Genomic DNA, 22,700 nt, shown 5'->3' on the forward strand with positions numbered 1-22,700 from the left:
GGCGATGAGAAGGGGACGCCGGCTCGCGATCGACGTCGGCGACGCCCGGATCGGGGTCGCCTCGTGCGACCCCGACGGGATCCTCGCCACGCCGGTGGAGACGGTTCCCGGCCGGGACGTCCCGGCGGCGCACCGCCGCCTGAGGCAGCTCGTCGAGGAGTACGAGCCCCTCGAGGTGATCGTCGGTCTCCCTCGCTCGCTCAAGGGCGGCGAGGGACCGGCCGCGGTCAAGGTCCGCGCCTTCGCCGGTGAACTGGCCAAGGGCATCGCACCGGTGCCGGTCCGCCTGGTGGACGAGCGGATGACGACGGTCACGGCCAGTCAGGGGCTGCGCGCCTCCGGGGTGCGGTCCAGGAAGGGACGCTCCGTCATCGACCAGGCCGCCGCCGTCATCATCCTGCAGCAGGCCCTGGAATCCGAACGGGTGTCAGGCAAAGCACCCGGCGAGGGCGTCGAAGTGGTCATCTGATCGCGATACGGTAACGTTCCGCGCGATGCGGCGGTGTTCGAACAGCCGCCGCACAGCAAAGAGGCGGGACGGAAGCCGGGCGAGAAGCCGCGCGACCGCCGCCTCGCGGCTCTAGGGGATCGATGACTGAGTATGGCCGGGGCCCAGGCCCCGAACCGTGGCATCCGGAGGACCCGTTGTACGGGGACGGCGGATGGGGAGGACAGCAGGCCCACGCGGGTCAGCAGTCCCCCTACGGCGGCCGTTCGCAGCACCATCCCCAGCAGCCGCAGTACGGCGAGTGGGGCCACCAGCAGCAGCCGGAGCACCAGGGCGCCCAGCCGCACTACGGCGAGCAGGGCCACCAGCAGCAGTACGACCAGCAGGGCCACCAGCAGTACGACCAGCACGGCCAGCAGCAGTACGACCAGCAGGGGCACCAGCACGGCCAGCACGGCCAGCAGCAGTACGACCAGCAGTACGCGGGCCATCTCCAGCAGCAGCACTACCACCAGGGCGGCTGGGACGGCACCGGGGCGCAGCCGCAGGTCCCCTACACCGGTGACCCGGCCGACCCGTACGGCCAGCAGCCCGCCGGCTACGGCGCCGGGCAGCCCGACTTCTACGGCACGCCCGAGGCCTACCCGCCGCCGGAGCCGCCCGGTCGCCGCAAGGCCGAGCCCGAGCCGCGCCCCGACTGGGACCCCGAGCCCGGCGAGGACGACGAGGAGCACGCCTTCTTCGCGGGCGGCGACGACGAGGACGAGGACCCCGGCGCCGACGATCCGGACGGCAGCCGCGGGCGCGGCGACCGCAAGGGGCGGGGCGGCAAGGGCGGGAAGACCGGCAAGAAGCGCCGCAACGGCTGCGCCTGCCTGGTCGTGGTCATGGTCTTCGGCGGCGGCCTGGCCGGCGTCGGCTACTACGGCTACCAGTTCTACCAAAATCGTTTCGGCACGGCCCCGGACTTCGCGGGCAACGGCATCGACCAGACCGTGACCGTGGAGATCCCCAAGGGCGCGGGCGGCTACGACATCGGCCGCGCGCTGAAGGCGGCCGGTGTCGTGAAGAGCGTGGACGCCTTCGTGGCCGCGCAGTCGCAGAACCCGAACGGCAAGCAGATCCAGGCGGGCGCCTATCTGCTGAGGAAACAGATGTCCGCGGCGAGTGCCGTCGCGCTGATGCTCGACCCCAAGAGCCAGAGCAACGTGCTGGTCAAGCCGGGCGAGCGCAACGCTCAGGTCTACGCGGCGATCGACAAGCAGCTGGACCTCGCGAACGGCACCACGAAGAAACTCGCCGCCGAGAACTACAAGTCCCTCGGCCTGCCGAGCTGGGCGAACAGCAACAGCAAGATCCTCGACCCGCTGGAGGGCTTCCTCTGGCCGGGCACCTATCCCGCGGCCAAGGGCATGAAGCCCGACGCGGTGCTCAAGCAGATGGTCACCCAGGCCACCCAGGCCTACGGCCGCTACGACCTCACGGCCAAGGCCAAGGAGTTCAACCTGGCCGATCCGCTGCAGATGGTCACGGTGGCGAGCCTGGTCCAGGCCGAGGGCAAGACGCACGACGACTTCCGCAGGATGGCGGAGGTGGTCTACAACCGGCTCAAGCCCACGAACACCGAGACCAACCAGCTGCTGCAGTTCGACTCGACCTTCAATTACCTGAAGGGCGAGAGCAAGATCCACATCAGCGAAAAAGAGATCAACAGCAACAAGAGCCCGTACAACACGTACACCAACAAGGGCCTGCCGCCCGGACCGATCGGAAACCCGGGGGACGACGCGCTGAAGGCCGCGCTGAACCCGACCGACGAGGGCTGGATCTACTTCGTGGCGACCGACGGTATGAACAAGACCGAGTTCGCCAAGACCTACGCCGAATTCCAGAAGCTCAAGGAAAAGTTCAATGCCAGCTCGGGCAACTGACGCCCGCCGCGCCGCCGTACTGGGATCGCCCATCGCCCACTCCCTCTCCCCGGTGCTGCACCGCGCGGCCTACGAGGAGCTGGGGCTCACCGACTGGTCGTACGACCGGTTCGAGGTCGGCGAGGCCGGCCTGCCCGGGTTCCTCGACGGGCTCGGCCCCGAGTGGGCGGGGCTGTCGCTGACGATGCCGCTCAAGCGCGCCGTCATGCCGCTGGTCGACGAGGTCAGCGACACGGCCGCCTCCGTCGAGGCGGTCAACACCGTCGTGTTCACCGAGGACGGGCGGCGGCTCGGCGACAACACCGACGTGCCCGGCATGGTCGCCGCACTGCGGGAGCACGGCATCGAGCAGGTCGAGAGGGCGGCGATCCTCGGCGCCGGCGCCACCGCGTCCTCCGCGCTCGCCGCCCTCGCCCGCGTCTGCTCCGGCGAGGTCGTCGCCTACGTCCGCAGCGACGCCCGCGCCGCCGAGATGCGCCGCTGGGGCGAGCGGCTGGACGTCGAGGTCCGTACCGCCGACTGGTCGCGGGCCGACGAGGCCCTGACCGCCCCGCTGGTCGTCGCCACCACGCCCGCCGGTACAACGGACGCCCTCGCCGCCGCCGTGCCCGAGCGCCCCGCCACCCTCTTCGACGTGCTTTACGACCCTTGGCCCACCGCACTCGCGGCACGCTGGTCCATGGCCGGCGGCGCCGTCGTCGGCGGCCTGGACCTCCTGGTGCACCAGGCGGTCCTCCAGGTCGAGCAGATGACCGGCCGTGCCCCGGCCCCGCTCGACGCCATGCGCAAGGCGGGGGAGCGCGCCCTCGCCGCCCGCGCCCGGGACTGACCGGCCGTCCGTCCCCGCGTCCGCCTGATGGACCTCCGGCCGGACGACCCGGCCGGACGTGGGAGGATCGGAGGTGGCGGGCCGGGGTCGCGCACCCGGCGGTGCCGTCACCACGCGCGAGGGTGCGCGTACGCAGGGCAGGACCAGGGCGCGAGCACTGAGGAGCATCGTTGAGCAGGTTGCGTTGGCTGACCGCGGGGGAGTCCCACGGACCCGCGCTTGTCGCGACGCTGGAGGGCCTTCCCGCCGGCGTGCCGATCACCACGGAGATGGTGGCCGACCACCTCGCACGGCGGCGCCTGGGCTATGGGCGCGGCGCCCGTATGAAGTTCGAGCGCGACGAGGTCACCTTCCTCGGCGGCGTCCGGCACGGCCTCACGCTCGGTTCCCCGGTCGCGATCATGGTGGGCAACACCGAGTGGCCCAAGTGGGAGCAGGTGATGGCGGCCGACCCGGTCGACCCGGCGGAGCTCGCCGAACTGGCCCGCAACGCGCCGCTGACCCGGCCCCGGCCCGGTCACGCGGACCTGGCGGGGATGCAGAAGTACGGCTTCGACGAGGCCCGGCCGATCCTGGAGCGGGCCTCCGCGCGGGAGACGGCGGCACGGGTGGCGCTGGGCGCGGTGGCGCGGTCGTACCTGAAGGAGACGGCCGGCATCGAGATCGTCAGCCATGTCGTCGAGCTGTGCTCGGTGAAGGCCCCCCAGGGTGTGTACCCCACGCCCGCGGATGTGGAGAGGCTGGACGCGGACCCGCTGCGCTGCCTGGACGCGGACGCGTCGAAGGCGATGGTCGCGGAGGTCGACCAGGCCCACAAGGACGGCGACACCCTCGGTGGTGTGGTCGAGGTGCTGGCGTACGGCGTGCCGGTGGGCCTGGGCTCGCACGTGCACTGGGACCGCAAGCTGGACGCCCGGCTGGCCGGGGCCCTGATGGGCATCCAGGCGATCAAGGGCGTGGAGATCGGTGACGGCTTCGGGCTGGCGCGGGTGCCCGGCTCCAAGGCGCACGACGAGATCGTGAGCACGCCCGAGGGCATCCGGCGCACCTCGGGGCGTGCGGGCGGCACCGAGGGCGGCCTGTCCACGGGCGAGCTGCTCCGGGTGCGGGCCGCGATGAAGCCGATCGCGACCGTGCCGCGCGCCCTGAGGACCGTGGACGTGGCCACGGGTGAGGCGGCCCAGGCGCACCACCAGCGTTCCGACGTCTCGGCCGTGCCGGCCGCGGGCATCGTCGCCGAGGCCATGGTCGCGCTCGTCCTCGCGGACGCGGTGGCGGAGAAGTTCGGCGGCGACAGCGTGACCGAGACCCGCCGCAACGTCCGGTCCTACCTCGACCACCTGGCCATCCGGTGAGCGGCGGGCCCGCGGTCGTCCTGGTCGGCCCGATGGGCGTGGGCAAGTCCACGGTCGGGCTGCTGCTGGCCGAGCGGCTCGGCGCCGGCTACCGGGACACCGACGAGGACATCGTGGCCGCCGAAGGCCGGACCATCGCCGACATCTTCGTCGAGGAGGGCGAGCCCGCCTTCCGCGCGATCGAGAAGCGCGCGGTACGCCGGGCGCTGGCCGAGCACGACGGCGTACTCGCCCTCGGCGGCGGCGCGATCCTCGACGAGGACACCCGCGCGCTGCTCGTCGGACTGCCCGTGGTCTACCTCTCCATGGACGTCGAGGAGGCCGTCAGGCGCACCGGCCTGAACGTGGCGCGTCCCCTGCTCGCGATCAACCCGCGCAAGCAGTGGCGCGAGCTGATGGAGGCCCGCCGGCACCTGTACGAGGAGGTCGCCACCGCGGTGGTGGCCACCGACGGCCGAAGCCCCGAAGAGGTCGCCCGGGCCGTCCTGGACGCACTGGAGTTGAAGGAAGCATGAGCGAGGCAGTGACGCGGATCCACGTCGGCGGGACCGCGGGCAGCGAGCCCTACGACGTCCTGATCGGCCGTCAGCTCCTCGGTGAACTCGCCGGGTTGATCGGCCAGAAGGCCAAGCGGGTCGCGGTCGTCCACCCCGAGGCGCTCGCCGAGACCGGGGACGCGCTCCGCGCCGACCTGGCCGGACAGGGCTACGAGGCCGTCGCCATCCAGGTGCCCAACGCGGAGGAGGCCAAGACCGCCGAGGTCGCCGCGTACTGCTGGAAGGCGCTCGGCCAGTCCGGCTTCACCCGCACCGACGTCATCGTCGGCGTGGGCGGCGGCGCCACCACCGACCTCGCCGGGTTCGTGGCGGCGACCTGGCTGCGCGGGGTGCGGTGGATCGCGGTGCCGACCACGGTGCTCGCCATGGTCGACGCGGCGGTCGGCGGCAAGACCGGCATCAACACCGCCGAGGGCAAGAACCTCGTGGGCGCGTTCCACCCGCCCGCGGGCGTGCTGTGCGACCTGGCGGCGCTGGACTCCCTCCCGGTCAACGACTACGTCTCCGGGCTGGCCGAGGTCATCAAGGCCGGCTTCATCGCCGACCCGGTCATCCTCGACCTGATCGAGTCCGACCCCGAGGCCGCGCGCACCCCGGCCGGTCCGCACACCGCCGAACTCATCGAGCGCTCCATCAGGGTCAAGGCCGAGGTCGTCTCCGCCGACCTCAAGGAGTCGGGCCTCAGGGAGATCCTGAACTACGGCCACACGCTCGGCCACGCCATCGAGAAGAACGAGCGCTACAAGTGGCGGCACGGCGCGGCGGTGGCCGTGGGCATGCACTTCGCCGCCGAACTGGGCCGCCTTGCGGGCCGGTTGGACGACGCCACGGCCGATCGTCACCGTGCGGTCCTCGAGGCCGTGGGCCTGCCCCTGCACTACCGGTACGACCAGTGGCCGAAGCTCCTGGAGACCATGAAGGTCGACAAGAAGTCCCGCGGCGACCTGCTGCGGTTCATCGTCCTGGACGGCCTCGCCAAGCCCACCGTGCTGGAGGGCCCCGACCCGGCCGTGCTCCTGGCGGCCTACGGCGAGGTCGGGCAGTAGCTCCCGCCCCGCCCCTCCCACGGGATCCGCCGGTGCCCGGGGCCGGCCGCCGCGGTCGCCCCGCGCCTGTGGCCGCCCGCCGGGTCACCCGGTCCCGGTGCTTGGTGCCCGCCGCCGGATCGGCCGGTGCCCGTGGCCCGTCCGCCGGATCGCCCCGCGCGCGTGGGCACTTCGGGGTGCCCCGGGCCGTTCACCATGCGGCGGCCGGGGACGGTACCGTTCGGTAGGGAGCGGGGTCCGGCCCCGCCGCCAGCGCCCAACGCCGCGGCCGACCGGCCGGGACAGACGAGACGGAGTGGCACCGGATGCAGCACGCAGTGGGTCCTCCGCTGCCACCGCCCCACCCCCCGGGGCAGGCCCCAACCCCCAACAACTCCCAGATGCCTGACCACCCGGGCCCGATGCCCCAGGACCCACACCGGCCGGACCCCCACGCCGGCCCACAGGGCCACGGGCCACAGCAGTCGTCCCCCGACGCCCAGCATCCCCAGCGCCCGGGCCCGCAGCACCCGGCACCCGACCTGGGCCCGCAGCAGCCGGGCCCGCTGGGGCCGCAGCCGGGTCCCCACCTCGGCCCGCAGCGGCCGGGTCCCCTGGACCCAGGCTGGCAGCAAGATGCCCACATCGGCCCGCCGCAGCCCGGCCCGCAGGGCCAAGGGACGCAGTACCCGGGCGTCCACCCCGGTGCCGCCCCCGTAGCGCCGCTGCCCGGTGCTGTCTCCGGGCCGGGAGCGGGGCCTTCCCTGCCCGGTGCTGCCGCGGGGCAGGGGCCGGGGGCCGCAGGGCCTGGGCGGTCTGTGCCCGTGCCGCCGGCTCACGGGCCCGCCGGGCCCGTTCACGGGCAGCCCGGTGTGCCTCCTGTGCCCCGGGGGCCGGTGCCCGCGACCGATGTCACCGGGCACGTCCGGCTGCCCCCGGGCGGCCCCGTGGCCATGCCGAGTCCGCCGCCCGCGCACTCCGTGCCCGACCCGACCACCACCACCCTCGCCGTGCTGCTGATCGGACCGGCCGGTGCCGGAAAGACGAGCGTCGCCAGGTACTGGGCCGGCCACCGCCGGGTCCCCACCGCGCACATCAGCCTCGACGACGTGCGCGAATGGGTCCGCTCCGGCTTCGCCGACCCCCAATCGGGCTGGAACGACAATTCCGAGGCGCAGTACCGCCTCGCCCGCCGCACCTGTGGATTCGCCGCGCGGAACTTCCTGGCCAACGGCATCTCCTGCATCCTCGACGACGCCGTCTTCCCGGACCGCCCGGTCGTCGGCCTCGGCGGCTGGAAACGCCACGTCGGGCCCGGTCTCCTCCCGGTCGTCCTCCTGCCCGGACTGGACGTCGTCCTGGAGCGCAACGCCCGGCGCAGCGGCAACCGCCGCCTCACCGACGAGGAGGTCGCCCGGATCCACGGCCGCATGGCCGGCTGGTACGGCTCGGGCCTGCCGATCATCGACAACTCCCAGCTCGACATCCCCCGGACGGCCCAGCTCCTGGACGACGTACTGGCGCGTGCTCTCACGAGCCCCCCGGCGTGGTAGCCGGGCCGCCCGCGAACGTCACCCACTGAATCGGTACATATCACCCACCGCCCACTCGGCCGCCCTCAACCGGCCAAAACCGGGCGGAAATCGTACGCTCGGTTCATGTCAGAGGTGTACGCGGCCCGCCGGACCCGGCTGAGGGAGCGCTGCAACGCGGGCGGCAGCGCGGCGGCGCTGGTGACTCGCCCCGCCAATGTGCGGTACCTGGCGGGCGCGGCCCCGCACGGTGCCGTCCTGCTCCTCGGAAGGCACGAGGACCTGCTGGTGTGCCAGAGCCCACCGGACGACCGGCCCTACGAGGGGCGACCCGACGAGGCGGTGAGGGTCCAGGTGCTGCCCCAGCCGGGCGGCGACCCGGCCGTCGCCGCCGCCGGGCTCGCCCAGACCCAGGGCGCCGACTCCCTCGCCATCGAGGAGCACCACCTCACCGTGGCCCGCCACCGCGCCCTGGCCTCGGTCGCGTCCAGACTCCGCCTCGCCGACCTGGGCGGCGCGGTCGAACAGCTCAGGGTGGTCAAGGACGAGGAGGAGATCTCCTGTCTGAGGATCGGCGCGGAGATCGCCGACCAGGCCCTGGGTGAGCTCCTGGAGTCCATCCTGGTCGGCCGCACCGAGCGCCACCTCGCCCTGGAGCTGGAGCGGCGCCTGGTCGACCACGGCGCCGACGGCCCCGCGTTCCCCACCTCCGTGGCCACCGGCCCCAACTCGGGCCGCCGCGGCCACCGCCCCACCGACCGCCGGGTGGAGGAGGGCGACTTCCTCTCGGTGTGCCTGGGCGCCGCCTACCGCGGCTACCGCTGCGAGATCGGCCGTACCTTCGTGATCGGCACCTCTCCCGCGGACTGGCAGATCCAGCTGTACGACCTGGTCTTCGCCGCCCAGCGGGCGGGCCGCGAGGCGCTGGCCCCGGGCGCCGCCTACCGGGATGTGGACCGCGCGGCGCGGCAGGTGCTGGACTCCGCCGGGTACGCCGAGGGGCTGCAGTCGCTCACCGGGCACGGCGTGGGGCTCGAAATCGACGAGGACCCGCAGTTGGCCCCCGCGGCCATGGGTAAACTGGACGCTTGCGTGCCGGTCACCGTCGAACCGGGGGTCCACCTCCCGGGCCGGGGCGGTGTCCGGATCGATGACACGCTCGTCGTACGCCCCGAGGCGGACGGCGGACCCGAGCTACTCACCATCACGACCAAGGAGCTGCTCGCGTTGTAGGCGCGTGCCCCGGGGTCGTCCACGTAAGTCCAGGAGATTGAAGCAACCGTGGCTTCCACGAACGACCTCAAGAACGGCATGGTGCTCAAGCTCGAAGGCGGCCAGCTCTGGTCCGTCGTCGAGTTCCAGCACGTCAAGCCCGGCAAGGGCCCGGCCTTCGTGCGCACCAAGCTCAAGAACGTGCTCTCCGGCAAGGTCGTCGACAAGACCTTCAACGCCGGCGTCAAGGTCGAAACGGCCACCGTCGACAAGCGCGACATGCAGTTCTCCTACATGGACGGCGAGTACTTCGTCTTCATGGACATGGAGACCTACGACCAGCTGCACATCGACCGCAAGGCCGTCGGCGACGCCGCCAACTTCCTGGTCGAGGGCTTCACCGCCACCGTCGCGCAGCACGAGGGCGAGGTGCTCTTCGTCGAGCTGCCGGCCGCCGTCGAGCTGACCATCGCCGAGACCGAGCCGGGCCTCCAGGGCGACCGCTCCACCGGCGGCACCAAGCCCGCCACGCTGGAGACCGGCCACCAGATCCAGGTCCCGCTCTTCATCACCACCGGTGAGAAGATCAAGGTCGACACCCGCACGAGCGACTACCTCGGCCGGGTGAACAGCTAACCGTGGCCGCCCGCAACACGGCCCGCAAGCGTGCCTTCCAGATCCTCTTCGAGGGCGACCAGCGCGGCGCCGACGTCCTGACCGTCCTCGCGGACTGGATCCGGCTCTCCCGGTCCGACACCCGGCAGCCGCCGGTCAGCGAGTACACGATGCAACTGGTCGAGGGCTACGCCGACCACGCGACCCGCATCGACGAGCTGATCGCCCAGTACGCCGTCGGCTGGACCCTGGACCGCATGCCGGTCGTCGACCGCAACATCCTGCGGCTCGGCGCCTACGAGCTGATCTGGGTGGACGAGACCCCGGACGCCGTCGTGCTGGACGAGATGGTCCAGCTGGCGAAGGAGTTCTCCACGGACGAGTCGCCCTCGTTCGTCAACGGCCTGCTCGGCCGGCTCAAGGACCTCAAGCCCTCGCTGCGCCGCGACGCGAGCGACGAGGGCTGAGAACAGCCGGCCGCAGACATGCCGAGAGGCCCGCAGCACAGCCGCTGCGGGCCCCTCGGCATGTCCGCGGCCCCTCGCCCCACTGGGCCGCGCAGGTCCTCGGGGAAGGCCGCAGACGGCCGTCGGGGTGGCCGGAACCGTGAAGTTCCGGCCACCCCGACGGCACGTTTCTGCTGGGGTGGGCGAGGCCTGAGGGGCTCAGGCCTCCTCGTGGGACGCCACCGCGCGGCGCGCGTCCGCGTCCAGCACGCCCCAGCTGATCAGCTGCTCGGTCAGGACGGAGGGCGACTGGTCGTAGATGACGGCGAGGGTGCGCAGGTCGTCCTGGCGGATCGAGAGCACCTTGCCGTTGTAGTCACCGCGCTGGGACTGGATCGTCGCGGCGTAGCGCTGGAGCGGGCCCGCCTTCTCGGCCGGCACGGTGGCCAGCCGCTCCAGGTCCAGGACCAGCTTCGGCGGCGGCTCGGCGGCACCGCCCGGCGTGGTGCCGGGCAGCAGCTCCTGCACGGGGACCCCGTAGAAATCCGCCAGTTCGGCGAGGCGCTGCACGGTCACGGCGCGGTCGCCGCGCTCGTACGAACCGACCACGACCGCTTTCCAGCGGCCCTGGCTCTTCTCCTCGACACCGTGGAGGGAAAGGCCCTGCTGGGTGCGGATCGCCCGGAGCTTGGCCCCGAGCTGTTTGGCGTATTCGCTGGACATATAGCTCCCCGGCACTGTGTCGACGCGGGCTGGGCCGCGCGGCTGGTAACTCACTGTGAGGTTACGCAGCGTTACTCTGCCGCGTCAAGCCGAATGGTCCGCACCGCTTCTTCCCGGCCGGTTGCCGACGGTTGCGCCAGGGGGGTGATCGGGGCGGTCCGCGGCACCTGCTACCGTAGATGGCGCAATTCCGACGTCCTTTAAGGTCCGTCCCGTGAGGCGGAGAAGGAGGTCCGTTTCGTATGGACACGCACGCCAACCCGCAAGCGTCCGATGCGCGGCCCGTTCTCGAGGGCCCCGACATCGCGCGGGCGCTGACCCGCATCGCCCACGAGATCGTCGAGCGCGCCAAGGGCGCCGACGACGTGGTGCTCCTCGGCATTCCGACCCGTGGCGTCTTCCTCGCCCAGCGGCTCGCCGCCAAGCTCGAGCAGATCACCGAGCGCAAGATCCCCCGCGGCTCCCTCGACATCACCATGTACCGCGACGACCTGCGCATGCACCCGCCGCGTGCGCTGGCCCGCACCGAGATCCCCGGTGACGGCCTCGACGGCAAGCTGGTCGTCCTCGTCGACGACGTGCTCTTCTCCGGCCGCACCATCCGCGCCGCCCTCGACGCCCTGAACGACCTCGGGCGCCCCCGCGCGGTCCAGCTCGCCGTCCTCGTCGACCGCGGCCACCGCGAACTGCCCATCCGCGCCGACTACGTCGGCAAGAACCTCCCCACGTCGCTGCGGGAGACGGTCAAGGTCCAGCTCGCCGAGGAGGACGGCCGCGACACCGTGCTGCTCGGCGTCAAGCCGGCCGCCCCGGGCGAGCAGCAGCCGTAGCCCCACGCGCGCGCGTACCTCCCGCCGTACGTCCCGCGCGTGTGCCCCCACGCGCCCTGTGCCCGAATTCTCCTGAATGAACTGCCTTACGGAGCCTGACAGATGCAGCGTCATCTCATCTCGGCCGCCGACCTCTCCCGCGACGACGCCGTCCTGATCCTCGACACCGCCGAGGAGATGGCCCGGGTCGCCGACCGGCCGATCAAGAAGCTGCCGACCCTGCGCGGCCGCACCGTCGTCAACCTCTTCTTCGAGGACTCCACCCGCACCCGGATCTCCTTCGAGGCCGCCGAGAAGCGGCTGTCGGCGGACGTCATCAACTTCACCGCCAAGGGTTCGAGCGTGTCCAAGGGCGAGTCCCTGAAGGACACCGCCCAGACCCTGGAGGCCATGGGCGTCGACGCCGTCGTCATCCGGCACGGCGCCTCCGGCGCCCCCTACCGGCTGGCCAACTCCGGCTGGATCGACGCCGCCGTCATCAACGCCGGCGACGGCACCCACCAGCACCCCACCCAGGCCCTGCTCGACGCCTTCACCATGCGCCGCCGGCTGACCGGCCGGGACGCGGGCCTCGGCCAGGACCTGTCCGGCAAGCGCGTCACCATCGTCGGCGACGTGCTGCACAGCCGGGTCGCCCGCTCCAACGTCGACCTGCTGCACACCCTCGGCGCCGAGGTCACCCTGGTCGCCCCGCCCACCCTGCTGCCCGTCGGCGTCGGGTCCTGGCCCTGCGAGGTCTCCTACGACCTCGACGCCGTGCTGCCCAAGTCGGACGCGGTGATGATGCTCCGGGTCCAGCGCGAGCGGATGAACGCCGCCTTCTTCCCCACCGAGCGCGAGTACTCCCGCCGCTACGGCCTCGACGGCGACCGCATGGCACGGATGCCCGAGCACGCCGTCGTGATGCACCCCGGCCCCATGGTCCGCGGCATGGAGATCACCGCCGAGGTCGCCGACTCGCCCCGCTGCACCGTCGTCGAGCAGGTCGCCAACGGCGTCTCCATCCGGATGGCCGTGCTGTACCTGCTGCTCGGCGGCAACGAGCCCGCCGTCACCCACGCCCGCCCACCCGTCTCCCACCACCACCCTTCCGACGAGCGCTCCGCGCACACCCCCTTCGCCGAGGAGAAGTAAGAAACATGAGCAAGATCCTGATCCGCGGCGCCAAGGTGCTCGGCGGCGCGCCGCAGGACGTGCTGATCGACGGCGAGGTCGTCGCGGAGGTGGGCGAAGGGCTGAGCGCCGAGGGCGCCGAGGTCGTCGAGGCCGCCGGCAAGGTGCTCCTGCCGGGCCTGGTCGACCTGCACACCCACCTGCGCGAGCCCGGCCGCGAGGACTCCGAGACCGTCCTCACCGGCACCCGCGCGGCCGCCTCCGGCGGCTACACCGCCGTGTTCGCCATGGCCAACACCTTCCCCGTGGCCGACACCGCCGGCGTGGTCGAGCAGGTCTGGCGGCTGGGCAAGGAGCACGGCTACTCCGACGTGCAGCCCATCGGCGCCGTCACCGTGGGCCTCGAGGGCAGGAAGCTCGCCGAGCTCGGGGCCATGCACGAGTCCGCAGCCGGCGTCACCGTCTTCTCCGACGACGGCAAGTGCGTCGACGACGCGGTGATCATGCGCCGGGCGCTGGAGTACGTGAAGGCCTTCGGCGGCGTCGTCGCGCAGCACGCGCAGGAGCCGCGGCTGACCGAGGGCGCCCAGATGAACGAGGGCGTCGTCTCCGCCGAGCTGGGCCTGGGCGGCTGGCCGGCCGTCGCCGAGGAGTCGGTCATCGCCCGCGACGTGCTGCTCGCCGAGCACGTCGGCTCCCGCGTCCACATCTGCCACCTGTCCACCGCCGGGTCCGTCGAGATCGTCCGCTGGGCCAAGTCCCGCGGCATCGACGTCACCGCCGAGGTCACCCCGCACCACCTGCTTCTCACCGACGAGCTGGTGCGCACGTACAACCCGGTCTACAAGGTCAACCCGCCGCTGCGCACCGAGCGGGACGTGCGCGCCCTGCGCGAGGCGCTCGCCGACGGCACGATCGACATCGTCGCCACCGACCACGCCCCGCACCCGCACGAGGACAAGGACTGCGAGTGGGCCGCGGCCGCCATGGGCATGGTCGGCCTGGAGACCGCGCTGTCGGTGGTCCAGGAGACCATGGTCGACACCGGCCTGCTGGACTGGGCGGCCGTCGCCGACCGCATGTCCTTCGCACCCGCCAGGATCGGCCGCGCCGCCGGCCACGGACGCCCCGTCTCGGCAGGCGAGCCCGCCAACCTGACCCTGGTCGACACGGAATACCGTGGGCAGGTGGACCCCGCGGGCTTCGCCTCGCGCAGCCGCAACACCCCGTACGAGGGACGCGAGCTGCCGGGCCGTGTCACCCACACGTGGCTCCGGGGCAAGGCCACGCTCGTCGACGGGAAGCTCACGTGACATCTGCAACTTGGCTCGCGACCGGACTGGCGAGGCAACTCGCCACCGAGGAGAAGTCGGCCACGGTCACCGACTGGTCCGGGCGCATCGGCTGGCTCGTCGGCCTCGCCCTCTTCGTCGCCCTCGTCTACTGGCTGATGCGCGAGGGCTGGAAGTGGCGGGCCACCCTCCAGGGCGACCTGCCCGAGCTGCCCCAGTCGCCGGACCGGCCCGGCCCGGCGAGACTGACGATGACCGGCCGCTACCACGGCTCCACGACCGCCGGCCAGTGGCTGGACCGCATCGTGGCGCACGGCCTGGGCACCCGCAGCCGTGCCGAGCTCACCCTCACGGACGCCGGTCTGGACGTCGTACGCCCCGGGGCCGCGGACTTCTTCGTGCCCGCGGACCGGCTGCGCGGCGCGCGGCTCGACAAGGGCATCGCCGGCAAGGTCCTGACCGAGGGCGGTCTGCTGGTGGTGACCTGGGAGCACGGCGGCAGGCTGCTCGACTCGGGGTTCCGCTCCGACCGGGCCGCCGAGCACACCGAGTGGGTCGAGGCCATCAACTCCATGACCGCGACGAAGCACGCAACGACCACCACGGAAGGCGTCGAACGATGACCACCTCCACCAGGGGAACCACCGGAAAGGTTCCCGCCGTACTCGTCCTGGAGGACGGCCGGATCTTCCGCGGCCGCGCCTACGGGGCCGTGGGGGAGACGTTCGGCGAGGCCGTGTTCTCCACCGGCATGACCGGCTACCAGGAGACCCTCACCGACCCCTCGTACCACCGCCAGGTCGTCGTCATGACGGCCCCGCACGTCGGCAACACCGGCGTCAACGACGAGGACCCCGAGTCAGGGCGCATCTGGGTCGCCGGCTACGTCGTGCGCGACCCCGCGCGCGTGCCGTCCAACTGGCGCTCACGGCGCTCCCTGGACGAGGAGCTCGCCGCCCAGGGCGTCGTCGGCGTCAGCGGCGTCGACACCCGCGCCCTCACCCGCCACCTGCGCGAGCGCGGCGCCATGCGCGTCGGCATCTTCAGCGGCGACGCCGTCAAGGACGACGCCACCCTCCTCGCGCGCGTGCGGCAGGCCCCCCAGATGCTCGGCGCCGACCTGTCCGCCGAGGTCGCCACCAAGGACGCCTATGTCGTCCCCGCGGTCGGCGAGAAGAAGTACACCGTCGCCGCCGTCGACCTCGGCATCAAGGGCATGACCCCGCACCGCATGGCCGAGCGCGGCATCGAGGTGCACGTCCTGCCCGCCACCGCCACGGTCGAGGACGTGTACGCGGTCGGGCCCGACGGAGTGTTCTTCTCCAACGGGCCGGGCGACCCGGCCACCGCCGACCACCCCGTCTCGGTGATGCGGGGCGTCCTGGAGCGCGGCACGCCGCTGTTCGGCATCTGCTTCGGCAACCAGATCCTCGGCCGCGCGCTCGGCTTCGGCACCTACAAGCTGAAGTACGGCCACCGCGGCATCAACCAGCCCGTCCAGGACCGTACGACCGGCAAGGTCGAGGTCACCGCGCACAACCACGGGTTCGCCGTGGACGCGCCGACCGACCGGGTCTCCGACACCCCCTTCGGCCGTGTCGAGGTCTCCCACGTCTGCCTCAATGACAACGTGGTGGAGGGTCTCGCCCTGCTCGACAGGCCGGCCTTCAGCGTCCAGTACCACCCCGAAGCGGCAGCGGGCCCGCACGACGCCGCCTACCTGTTCGACCGCTTCGTCTCCCTGATGGAGGGCCAGCGTGCCTAAGCGCACCGATATCCAGTCCGTCCTGGTCATCGGCTCCGGCCCGATCGTCATCGGCCAGGCCGCCGAGTTCGACTACTCCGGCACCCAGGCGTGCCGCGTGCTGAAGTCCGAGGGTCTGCGTGTGATCCTCGTGAACTCCAACCCGGCGACGATCATGACCGATCCGGAGATCGCCGACGCCACCTACGTCGAGCCGATCACCCCGGACTTCGTGGAGAAGATCATCGCCAAGGAGCGGCCCGACGCCCTGCTGCCCACCCTGGGCGGCCAGACGGCCCTCAACACCGCCATCTCGCTGCACGAGAACGGCGTCCTCGACAAGTACGGCGTCGAACTGATCGGCGCCAACGTCGAGGCCATCCACAAGGGCGAGGACCGCGACCAGTTCAAGGAGGTCGTCGAGGAGGTCCGCCGGAAGATCGGCCACGGCGAGTCCGCCCGCTCGGTCATCTGCCACACCATGGACGACGTCCTCGCCGGCGTCGAGGAGCTCGGCGGCTACCCGGTCGTGGTCCGCCCGTCCTTCACCATGGGCGGCGCCGGCTCCGGCTTCGCCCACGACGAGGACGAACTGCGCCGCATCGCCGGCACCGGCCTCGCGCTCTCCCCGACCACCGAGGTGCTCCTGGAGGAGTCCATCCTCGGCTGGAAGGAGTACGAGCTGGAGCTGATGCGCGACAAGAACGACAACGTCGTGGTCGTCTGCTCCATCGAGAACTTCGACCCGATGGGCGTGCACACCGGCGACTCGATCACCGTCGCCCCGGCCATGACGCTCACCGACCGCGAGTACCAGGTCCTGCGCGACATGGGCATCGCCATCATCCGCGAGGTCGGCGTCGACACCGGCGGCTGCAACATCCAGTTCGCGGTCAACCCCGAGGACGGCCGGGTCATCGTCATCGAGATGAACCCGCGCGTGTCGCGCTCCTCGGCCCTCGCGTCCAAGGCGACCGGCTTCCCCATCGCCAAGATCGCCGCCAAGCTCGCCGTCGGCTACACCCTCGACGAGATCCCCAACGACATCACCCGGGAGACCCCGGCCTCCTTCGAGCCGACCCTGGACTACGTCGTCGTCAAGGCGCCCCGGTTCGCCTTCGAGAAGTTCCCGCAGGCCGACTCCACGCTGACCACCACCATGAAGTCGGTCGGCGAGGCCATGGCCATCGGCCGCAACTTCACCGAGGCCTTCCAGAAGGCGCTGCGCTCGCTGGAGAAGAAGGGCAGCCAGTTCACCTTCGTCGGCGAGGCGGGCGACAAGGACGAGCTGCTGCGCGAGGCCGTACGGCCCACCGACGGCCGGATCAACACCGTCATGCGGGCCATCCGCGCGGGCGCGACGCCCGAGGAGGTCTTCGAGTACACGAAGATCGACCCCTGGTTCGTCGACCAGCTCTTCCTGATCAAGGAGATCGCCGACGAGCTGTCCGGTGCCCCCGAGCTGACCGCCGACCTGCTCGCCGAGGCCAAGCGGCACGGCTTCTCCGACCAGCAGATCGCCGAGATCCGCGGCCTGCGCGAGGACGTCGTCCGCGAGGTCCGCCACGCCCTCGGCATCCGCCCGGTCTACAAGACGGTCGACACCTGCGCCGCCGAGTTCGCCGCGCGGACGCCGTACTTCTACTCCTCCTACGACGAGGAGACCGAGGTCGCCCCGCGCGAGAAGCCCGCGGTGATCATCCTGGGCTCCGGCCCCAACCGCATCGGCCAGGGCATCGAGTTCGACTACTCCTGCGTCCACGCCTCCTTCGCGCTGTCCGACGCCGGGTACGAGACCGTGATGGTCAACTGCAACCCGGAGACCGTCTCCACCGACTACGACACCTCCGACCGGCTCTACTTCGAGCCGCTCACCCTGGAGGACGTCCTGGAGATCGTCCACGCGGAGCGGCAGGCGGGCCCCGTCGCCGGTGTGGTGGTCCAGCTCGGCGGCCAGACCCCGCTGGGCCTGTCGCAGGCGCTCAAGGACAACGGCGTGCCGATCGTCGGCACCTCGCCCGAGGCCATCCACGCGGCCGAGGACCGGGGCGCCTTCGGCCGGGTCCTCGCCGAGGCCGGCCTGCCGGCCCCCAAGCACGGCACCGCCACCACCTTCGCCCAGGCCAAGACCATCGCCGACGAGATCGGCTACCCGGTCCTGGTGCGGCCCTCCTACGTCCTGGGCGGGCGCGGCATGGAGATCGTGTACGACGAGGCGCGCCTGGAGTCGTACATCGCCGAGTCGACCGAGATCAGCCCCTCCCGGCCGGTCCTCGTCGACCGGTTCCTCGACGACGCCATAGAGATCGACGTCGACGCCCTCTACGACGGCGAGGAGCTGTACCTGGGCGGCGTCATGGAGCACATCGAGGAGGCCGGCATCCACTCCGGCGACTCGGCGTGCGCCCTCCCGCCGATCACGCTCGGCGGCTTCGACATCAAGCGGCTGCGCGCCTCCACCGAGGCCATCGCGCGCGGTGTCGGGGTGCGCGGCCTGATCAACATCCAGTTCGCGCTGGCCGGAGACATCCTCTACGTCCTGGAGGCCAACCCGCGCGCCTCCCGCACCGTCCCCTTCACCTCGAAGGCGACCGCGGTGCCGCTCGCGAAGGCCGCCGCCCGGATCTCGCTGGGCGCGACCATCGCCGAGCTGCGCGAGGAGGGCCTGCTGCCGAAGAACGGCGACGGCGGCACCATGCCGATGGACGCGCCGATCTCCGTCAAGGAGGCCGTCATGCCGTGGTCCCGCTTCCGGGACATCCACGGCCGCGGCGTCGACACCGTCCTCGGCCCGGAGATGCGCTCCACCGGCGAGGTCATGGGCATCGACTCCGTCTTCGGCACCGCCTACGCCAAGTCGCAGGCGGGCGCCTACGGACCGCTGCCCACCAAGGGCCGCGCCTTCATCTCGGTCGCCAACCGGGACAAGCGCTCGATGATCTTCCCGGCCCGCGAGCTGGTCGCCCACGGCTTCGAACTGCTCGCCACCTCCGGCACCGCCGAGGTGCTCAAGCGCAACGGCATCAACGCCACCATCGTGCGCAAGCAGTCCGAGGGCACCGGCCCGAACGGCGAGAAGACCATCGTCCAGCTCATCCACGACGGCGAGATCGACCTCATCGTCAACACCCCGTACGGCACCGGCGGCCGCCTCGACGGCTACGACATCCGTACGGCGGCCGTGGCGCGCTCCGTGCCCTGCCTGACGACGGTCCAGGCGCTCGCCGCGGCCGTCCAGGGCATCGACGCCCTCAACCACGGCGACGTGGGCGTGCGCTCACTCCAGGAACACGCCAGGTTCCTGACCGCGGCCCGCGACTAGCAGCCCCGAGGGGGACACCGGAAACGGTGTCCCCCTCTTCATGAGGACCAAGAGGACCCAAGAGATGTACAAGCTGTTCTTCCGCCTGGTCTTCCGGCGGATGGACCCCGAACGCGCCCACCACCTCGCCTTCGGCTGGATCCGGCTGGCCGTGCGCGTCCCCGTGCTGCGCACCTTCCTCGCGGCCGCGCTGGCCCCCCGGTACGAGGAGCTGCGCACCGAGGCCCTCGGGCTGCGCATGCACGGCCCCTTCGGACTCGCGGCCGGCTTCGACAAGAACGCCGTCGCCATCGACGGCATGTCCATGCTGGGCTTCGACCACGTCGAGATCGGCACCGTCACCGGCGAGCCGCAGCCCGGCAACCCGAGGAAGCGCCTGTTCCGGCTGGTCGCGGACCGCGCGCTGATCAACCGCATGGGCTTCAACAACGACGGCTCGCTGGCCGTCGCCGCCCGCCTGGCCTCCCGTACGCCCGTCTTCAAGGCGGTCGTGGGCGTCAACATCGGCAAGACCAAGGTCGTCCCCGAGGAGGAGGCCGTCGCCGACTACGTGAAGTCGGCCGAGCGCCTCGCGCCGTACGCCGACTACCTCGTCGTCAACGTCTCCTCGCCCAACACCCCGGGCCTGCGCAACCTCCAGGCCACCGAGGCGCTGCGCCCCCTGCTGAGCGCCGTGCGCGAGGCGGCCGACCGGGCCGTGCCGGCCCGCCGGGTGCCGCTGCTGGTCAAGATCGCGCCCGACCTCGCCGACGAGGACGTCGACGCCGTCGCCGACCTGGCCGTCGACCTCGGCCTGGACGGCATCATCGCCACGAACACCACCATCGCGCGCGAGGGACTGGGCCTGAAGTCCCCGCCCTCGCTGGTCGAGGAGACCGGCGGGCTCTCCGGTGCGCCGCTGAAGGCCCGCTCCCTGGAGGTGCTGCGCCGCCTCTACGCGCGCGTGGGCGACCGCATCACCCTGGTCGGCGTCGGCGGCATCGAGGACGCCGAGGACGCCTGGCAGCGCATCCTGGCCGGCGCCACCCTGATCCAGGGTTACAGCGCCTTCGTCTACGAAGGTCCCTTCTGGGCACGCACGCTCCACAAGGGGCTCGCGGCCCGCCTGCGCACCAGCCCGTACGCCACCCTCGCCGACGCGGTCGGCGCCGACGTGAGGAAGCCCGCATGAGCCCCCTGGAGCCCTTCGGCGCGCGCCTGCGCCGTGCCATGGACGAGCGCGGCCCGCTGTGCGTGGGCATCGACCCGCACGCGTCCCTGCTCGCCGAGTGGGGCCTGAACGACGACGTGGCCGGCCTCGAGCGGTTCAGCCGCACGGTGGTCGAGGCCGTGGCCGGCCGGGTCGCCGTCCTCAAACCGCAGAGCGCCTTCTACGAGCGGTTCGGCTCCCGGGGCCTGGCGGTCCTGGAGAAGTCGGTGGAGGAGGCCCGCGCGGCCGGCGCACTGGTCGTCATGGACGCCAAGCGCGGCGACATCGGCTCGACCATGGCCGCCTACGCCGAGTCCTTCCTGCGCAAGGACGCCCCGCTGTTCTCGGACGCCCTGACCGTCTCGCCCTACCTCGGCTACGGGTCGCTGAAGCCCGCCGTCGAACTGGCCCGGGAGAGCGGCACCGGCCTGTTCGTGCTGGCTCTGACGTCGAACCCCGAGGGCGCCGAGGTGCAGCACGCGGTGCGCTCCGACGGGCGCGACGTCGGCGCGACGATGCTCGCGCACCTGGCCGAGGAGAACGCGGGCGCGCGTCCGCTGGGCTCCTTCGGCGCGGTGGTGGGCGCCACGCTCGGCGACCTCTCGTCGTACGACCTGGCGGTCAACGGGCCGCTGCTCGCGCCCGGCATCGGCGCCCAGGGGGCGACTCCGGCCGATCTTCCCCGGGTTTTCGGTGCGGCGGTGCGCAATGTCGTCCCGAACGTCAGCCGGGGTGTGCTGCGTCACGGTCCCGAGCCGGTCGCGCTGCGTGACGCCGCGGAGCGGTTCGCCGAGGAAATCAGGGCCGCCGTGGACTCCGCGTGAGCCCGCGGTGAGCGGTCCGGGGCGTCCTTGAGTCTGGATACATCCTCAAATCCAGGGCACTATGTCCTAAATGTCCGTCCTGAGCGAGGCTGACCAGGACTTTTCCTCTGTTCTCGCTGACTCTGGCGTCCCTGACCGCTAGTCTCCGTCGAGTGGGGCCACCTCCCACGCCTTCAGGCAGTGGGGGAGAGGCGGGCAAGCGTGTTGCTCGTGGCTCCCCAGGTGTGGGGCGACTAGGTTCCTCACCGGTCCGTATCCGACAGTTCGACATCCGAGGTGACGTAGGCGTGGCTCTTCCGCCCCTTACCCCTGAACAGCGCGCAGCCGCGCTCGAAAAGGCCGCCGCGGCTCGCCGGGAGCGGGCCGAGGTCAAGAATCGACTCAAGCACTCCGGCGCCTCCCTGCACGAGGTCATCAAGCAGGGCCAGGAAAACGACGTCATCGGCAAGATGAAGGTGTCCGCCCTTCTTGAGTCCCTGCCGGGCGTGGGCAAGGTCCGCGCCAAGCAGATCATGGAGCGACTCGGCATCTCCGAGAGCCGCCGTGTGCGCGGCCTCGGTTCCAACCAGATCGCGTCCCTGGAGCGCGAGTTCGGCAGCACCGGCTCCTGAGTTCCGGGTACCGGAGGCAGCACCGGCTCCTGAGCCCCGGGGTACCCGGGGACAGGAGTCCCGGGCAGTCCGGGATTGCTGGAATAATCGCCGCATGGCTGCAACACCCCGGGGGACGACCCCCGTACCCCCGGACGCTCGTCCGCGGCTGACCGTGCTCTCCGGCCCCTCCGGGGTCGGCAAGAGCACGGTCGTCGCTCATATGCGCAAGGAGCATCCCGAGGTCTGGCTCTCGGTGTCGGCGACGACCCGCAAGCCCCGCCCCGGCGAGCAGCACGGCGTCCACTACTTCTTCGTCACCGACGACGAGATGGACAAGCTGATCGCCAACGGCGAGCTGCTGGAGTGGGCCGAGTTCGCGGGCAACCGCTACGGCACCCCGCGCACCGCCGTCCTGGAACACCTGGAGGCGGGGGTCCCCGTCCTGCTGGAGATCGACCTCCAGGGCGCCCGGCAGGTCCGTGAGTCCATGCCCGAGGGCCGGCTGGTCTTCCTGGCCCCGCCCTCCTGGGAGGAGCTGGTGCGCAGGCTCACCGGCCGCGGGACCGAGCCGCCCGAGGTGATCGAGCGCCGGCTCCAGGCCGCGAAGGTCGAGCTGGCGGCCGAGCCCGAGTTCGACGAGACCCTGGTCAACACCTCCGTCGAGGACGTGGCGCGCGAGCTGCTAGCCTTGATGGACGTCGTGTGATCGTGACGGTCACCGTGACGATCGTCGCAGCGACTGATTCTTTCCCATCCATCGGAAGGTAGAGCGTGTCCTCTTCCATCTCCGCGCCCGAGGGCATCATCAACCCGCCGATCGACGAGCTCCTCGAGGCCACCGACTCGAAGTACAGCCTCGTGATCTACGCGGCCAAGCGCGCCCGCCAGATCAACGCGTACTACTCGCAGCTCGGCGAGGGCCTCCTCGAGTACGTCGGTCCTCTCGTCGACACCCACGTCCACGAGAAGCCGCTCTCCATCGCCCTGCGCGAGATCAACGCGGGCCTGCTGACCTCCGAGGCCGTCGAGGGCCCGGGTCAGTAAGTCATATCTGCAGATCGCAGCAGGTTTTTCCACAGGCCCGGCGGCGCGACTGTCGGGCCTGTGGTGTGTAGTGGAG

The 22,700-nt window shown here is 71.7% G+C and carries 22 protein-coding genes; 21 read left to right on the forward strand and 1 reads right to left on the reverse strand.

From position 1 onward, the window contains the following. The first annotated feature begins 4 nt into the window (after positions 1 to 4). The 10 genes from ruvX (at position 5) to nusB (ending at position 9,971) form a co-directional block, all read left to right on the forward strand. On the forward strand, positions 5 to 469 hold the full coding sequence (gene ruvX, locus IE217_RS26770; RefSeq protein WP_190180515.1) for a Holliday junction resolvase RuvX: 465 nt from the start codon (positions 5 to 7) through the stop codon (positions 467 to 469). A 122-nt stretch (positions 470 to 591) separates the two neighbouring features. Then, a complete protein-coding gene (gene mltG / locus IE217_RS26775) occupies positions 592 to 2,379 on the forward strand; it encodes an endolytic transglycosylase MltG (protein ID WP_190180516.1) in 1,788 nt (595 codons plus the stop codon). After that, a complete protein-coding gene (locus IE217_RS26780) occupies positions 2,360 to 3,208 on the forward strand; it encodes a shikimate dehydrogenase (RefSeq protein WP_190180517.1) in 849 nt (282 codons plus the stop codon). The genes mltG and IE217_RS26780 overlap by 20 nt, the downstream gene beginning before the upstream one ends. A 170-nt stretch (positions 3,209 to 3,378) precedes the next feature. After that, the gene (gene aroC / locus IE217_RS26785; RefSeq protein WP_190180518.1) at positions 3,379 to 4,563 is read left to right on the forward strand and encodes a chorismate synthase; all 1,185 of its coding nucleotides are present in this window, start codon (positions 3,379 to 3,381) and stop codon (positions 4,561 to 4,563) included. After that, positions 4,560 to 5,078: a shikimate kinase gene (locus IE217_RS26790; protein WP_308432773.1), complete on the forward strand. Its 519-nt coding sequence runs from the start codon at positions 4,560 to 4,562 to the stop codon at positions 5,076 to 5,078. Before aroC ends, IE217_RS26790 begins: the two co-directional genes overlap by 4 nt. Next, complete coding sequence (gene aroB / locus IE217_RS26795) at positions 5,075 to 6,166, forward strand: 3-dehydroquinate synthase (RefSeq protein WP_190180519.1); 1,092 nt, start codon at positions 5,075 to 5,077, stop codon at positions 6,164 to 6,166. The genes IE217_RS26790 and aroB overlap by 4 nt, the downstream gene beginning before the upstream one ends. A gap of 593 nt (positions 6,167 to 6,759) precedes the next feature. Next, complete coding sequence (locus tag IE217_RS26800) at positions 6,760 to 7,698, forward strand: AAA family ATPase (protein WP_373298140.1); 939 nt, start codon at positions 6,760 to 6,762, stop codon at positions 7,696 to 7,698. A gap of 105 nt (positions 7,699 to 7,803) precedes the next feature. Continuing rightward, entirely contained in the window at positions 7,804 to 8,910 is a 1,107-nt protein-coding gene (locus tag IE217_RS26805) for an aminopeptidase P family protein (protein ID WP_190180520.1), read from the forward strand. Positions 8,911 to 8,958: 48 nt separating this feature from the next. Continuing rightward, a complete protein-coding gene (gene efp, locus IE217_RS26810; protein WP_189707259.1) occupies positions 8,959 to 9,525 on the forward strand; it encodes an elongation factor P in 567 nt (188 codons plus the stop codon). Positions 9,526 to 9,527: 2 nt separating this feature from the next. Beyond that, positions 9,528 to 9,971 carry a transcription antitermination factor NusB gene (nusB, locus tag IE217_RS26815; RefSeq protein WP_190180521.1) on the forward strand — a complete coding sequence of 148 codons (444 nt, stop codon included), beginning with the start codon at positions 9,528 to 9,530 and terminating at the stop codon, positions 9,969 to 9,971. Positions 9,972 to 10,169: 198 nt separating this feature from the next. Here the strand turns inward: nusB and bldD are convergent, their stop codons facing one another. Beyond that, complete coding sequence (gene bldD, locus IE217_RS26820) at positions 10,170 to 10,673, reverse strand: transcriptional regulator BldD (RefSeq protein ID WP_018570201.1); 504 nt, start codon at positions 10,671 to 10,673, stop codon at positions 10,170 to 10,172. Between the two features lie 242 nt (positions 10,674 to 10,915). On the opposite strand from bldD, the gene pyrR reads away from it, so the two are divergent. From pyrR to rpoZ, 11 genes are all read left to right on the forward strand, one after another. Further along, positions 10,916 to 11,503: a bifunctional pyr operon transcriptional regulator/uracil phosphoribosyltransferase PyrR gene (gene pyrR, locus IE217_RS26825; protein ID WP_190180522.1), complete on the forward strand. Its 588-nt coding sequence runs from the start codon at positions 10,916 to 10,918 to the stop codon at positions 11,501 to 11,503. 102 nt (positions 11,504 to 11,605) lie between these two features. Then, the gene (locus IE217_RS26830; RefSeq protein ID WP_190180523.1) at positions 11,606 to 12,637 is read left to right on the forward strand and encodes an aspartate carbamoyltransferase catalytic subunit; all 1,032 of its coding nucleotides are present in this window, start codon (positions 11,606 to 11,608) and stop codon (positions 12,635 to 12,637) included. 5 nt (positions 12,638 to 12,642) lie between these two features. Next, positions 12,643 to 13,929 carry a dihydroorotase gene (locus tag IE217_RS26835; RefSeq protein WP_190180524.1) on the forward strand — a complete coding sequence of 429 codons (1,287 nt, stop codon included), beginning with the start codon at positions 12,643 to 12,645 and terminating at the stop codon, positions 13,927 to 13,929. Next, on the forward strand, positions 13,926 to 14,531 hold the full coding sequence (locus IE217_RS26840) for a PH-like domain-containing protein (protein ID WP_190180525.1): 606 nt from the start codon (positions 13,926 to 13,928) through the stop codon (positions 14,529 to 14,531). Before IE217_RS26835 ends, IE217_RS26840 begins: the two co-directional genes overlap by 4 nt. Beyond that, a complete protein-coding gene (gene carA, locus IE217_RS26845) occupies positions 14,528 to 15,673 on the forward strand; it encodes a glutamine-hydrolyzing carbamoyl-phosphate synthase small subunit (protein WP_190180526.1) in 1,146 nt (381 codons plus the stop codon). Before IE217_RS26840 ends, carA begins: the two co-directional genes overlap by 4 nt. After that, positions 15,666 to 18,974, forward strand: a complete 3,309-nt coding sequence (gene carB / locus IE217_RS26850; protein ID WP_190180527.1) for a carbamoyl-phosphate synthase large subunit — start codon at positions 15,666 to 15,668, stop codon at positions 18,972 to 18,974. The genes carA and carB overlap by 8 nt, the downstream gene beginning before the upstream one ends. 64 nt (positions 18,975 to 19,038) lie before the next feature. Continuing rightward, a complete protein-coding gene (locus IE217_RS26855; RefSeq protein WP_190180586.1) occupies positions 19,039 to 20,145 on the forward strand; it encodes a quinone-dependent dihydroorotate dehydrogenase in 1,107 nt (368 codons plus the stop codon). Continuing rightward, positions 20,142 to 20,987 (forward strand): orotidine-5'-phosphate decarboxylase, encoded by an 846-nt coding sequence (gene pyrF, locus IE217_RS26860; RefSeq protein WP_190180528.1) that lies wholly within the window; start codon positions 20,142 to 20,144, stop codon positions 20,985 to 20,987. Before IE217_RS26855 ends, pyrF begins: the two co-directional genes overlap by 4 nt. A gap of 287 nt (positions 20,988 to 21,274) precedes the next feature. Then, on the forward strand, positions 21,275 to 21,598 hold the full coding sequence (locus IE217_RS26865) for an integration host factor (protein WP_003977346.1): 324 nt from the start codon (positions 21,275 to 21,277) through the stop codon (positions 21,596 to 21,598). A 94-nt stretch (positions 21,599 to 21,692) separates the two neighbouring features. Continuing rightward, a complete protein-coding gene (gene gmk, locus IE217_RS26870) occupies positions 21,693 to 22,286 on the forward strand; it encodes a guanylate kinase (protein WP_189707280.1) in 594 nt (197 codons plus the stop codon). A 65-nt stretch (positions 22,287 to 22,351) separates the two neighbouring features. Further along, positions 22,352 to 22,624 (forward strand): DNA-directed RNA polymerase subunit omega, encoded by a 273-nt coding sequence (gene rpoZ, locus IE217_RS26875; RefSeq protein ID WP_004933985.1) that lies wholly within the window; start codon positions 22,352 to 22,354, stop codon positions 22,622 to 22,624. The last annotated feature ends 76 nt before the right edge of the window (positions 22,625 to 22,700 follow it).

This window comes from Streptomyces naganishii JCM 4654 (genome assembly GCF_014650575.1).
Lineage (GTDB): Bacteria > Actinomycetota > Actinomycetes > Streptomycetales > Streptomycetaceae > Streptomyces > Streptomyces naganishii.